The following is a 2,105-nucleotide window of genomic DNA, read 5'->3' on the forward strand; positions in this document are numbered from 1 at the left end:
AAGCTTGGTGAAGGCGTAGCGGACGAAAACGGAAAAGCTACAATCACACCAACGAAAGAGCTTCCAGCAGGAGACGTAACAGCGAAAGCAACAGATCCAGCAGGCAATGTATCAGAACCAAGTGTTCCAGCAACCGCAACTAAGGATACAAAAGCTCCAGCTAAACCAGAAGTTAAGACAGATCTAACAGATAAAGCAGGAACTAAGACACCAGTTGAAGTGACAGCAGAACCAGGATCTAAGGTTGAGTTGTTCGACAAAGATGGTCACAAGCTTGGTGAAGGCGTAGCGGACGAAAACGGAAAAGCTACAATCACACCAACGAAAGAGCTTCCAGCAGGAGACGTAACAGCGAAAGCAACAGATCCAGCAGGCAATGTATCAGAACCAAGTGTTCCAGCAACCGCAACTAAGGATACAAAAGCTCCAGCTAAACCAGCGGTAACACCAGTTGTAGATCCAAGCAACTTGACTGAAGCAGAAAAAGCTAAGGTAGCAGATGAAGTTAAGAAATCAAACCCAACAGTAACAGATGTTAAAGTTGGCAAAGATGGCACAACTACAGTAACCTTCCCAGATGGCAGCACAGCCGTTATTCCATCAGGTGATGCAGTTAAGAAATCATCAGATAACGTAGTTAAGGATCCAGCGGTAACACCAGTTGTAGATCCAAGCAACTTGACTGAAGCAGAAAAAGCTAAGGTAGCAGACGAAGTTAAGAAAGCTAACCCAACAGTAACAGATGTTAAAGTTGGCAAAGATGGAACAGTGACTGTAACCTTCCCAGATGGTAGCACAGCGGTTATTCCATCAGGTGATGCAGTTAAGAAATCATCAGATAACGCAGTTAAGGACCCAGCGGTAACACCAGTTGTAGATCCAAGCAACTTGACTGATGCAGAAAAAGCTAAAGTAGCTGAAGAAGTTAAGAAAGCTAACCCAACAGTAACAGATGTTAAAGTTGGCAAAGATGGAACAGTGACTGTAACCTTCCCAGATGGCAGTACAGCGGTTATTCCATCAGGTGATACAGTTAAGAAATCATCAGATAACGCAGTTAAGGACCCAGCGGTAACACCAGTTGTAGATCCAAGCAACTTGACTGATGCAGAAAAAGCTAAAGTAGCTGAAGAAGTTAAGAAAGCTAACCCAACAGTAACAGATGTTAAAGTTGGCAAAGATGGAACAGTGACTGTAACCTTCCCAGATGGCAGCACAGCGGTTATTCCATCAGGTGATACAGTTAAGAAATCATCAGATAACGCAGTTAAGGATCCAGCTGTAACACCAGTTACAGATCCAAGTAACTTGACTGATGCAGAAAAAGCTAAGGTAGCAGAAGAAGTTAAGAAAGCTAACCCAACAGTAACAGATGTTAAAGTTGGCAAAGATGGAACAGTGACTGTAACCTTCCCAGATGGCAGCACAGCCGTTATTCCATCAGGTGATACAGTTAAGAAATCATCAGATAACGCAGTTAAGGATCCAGCTGTAACACCAGTTACAGATCCAAGTAACTTGACTGATGCAGAAAAAGCTAAGGTAGCAGAAGAAGTTAAGAAATCAAACCCAACAGTAACAGATGTTAAAGTTGGCAAAGATGGAACAGTGACTGTAACCTTCCCAGATGGCAGCACAGCGGTTATTCCATCAGGTGATACAGTTAAGAAATCATCAGATAACGCAGTTAAGGATCCAGCTGTAACACCAGTTACAGATCCAAGTAACTTGACTGATGCAGAAAAAGCTAAGGTAGCAGAAGAAGTTAAGAAATCAAACCCAACAGTAACAGATGTTAAAGTTGGCAAAGATGGAACAGTGACTGTAACCTTCCCAGATGGTACAACAGCCGTAATCCCAGCAGATAAGACAGTCAAGAAATCAGATGGTTCAGTAGCAGTTAATCCAGCTAACGACCAAGCTGCTCAAGCACCAGCTAAGAAAGCAGGAGCTAAAGAATTGCCAAATACAGGTACAGCAGATTCTACTGTAGCTATGGTAGCAGCTGCCGCAAGTGCATTACTTGGTCTTGGTCTTGCAGGCCGTCGTCGTAAAGAAGACGAAGAAGCTTAATTGGTAGATTATTTGGCTCTTTGTCAACTGTA

1 protein-coding gene is annotated in these 2,105 nt (G+C 43.2%); it reads left to right on the plus strand.

Going from position 1 to position 2,105, the window contains the following annotated elements; genetic code table 11:
* The coding region (locus HT718_RS08185) for an Ig-like domain-containing protein (RefSeq protein ID WP_173268147.1) at positions 1-2,073 on the plus strand (2,073 nt) is incomplete at its 5' end.
* Between the last annotated feature and the right edge of the window lie 32 nt (positions 2,074-2,105).

Origin of the sequence: Streptococcus sp. 714, assembly GCF_013277115.1 — a bacterium.
In the GTDB taxonomy this organism is placed as follows: domain Bacteria; phylum Bacillota; class Bacilli; order Lactobacillales; family Streptococcaceae; genus Streptococcus.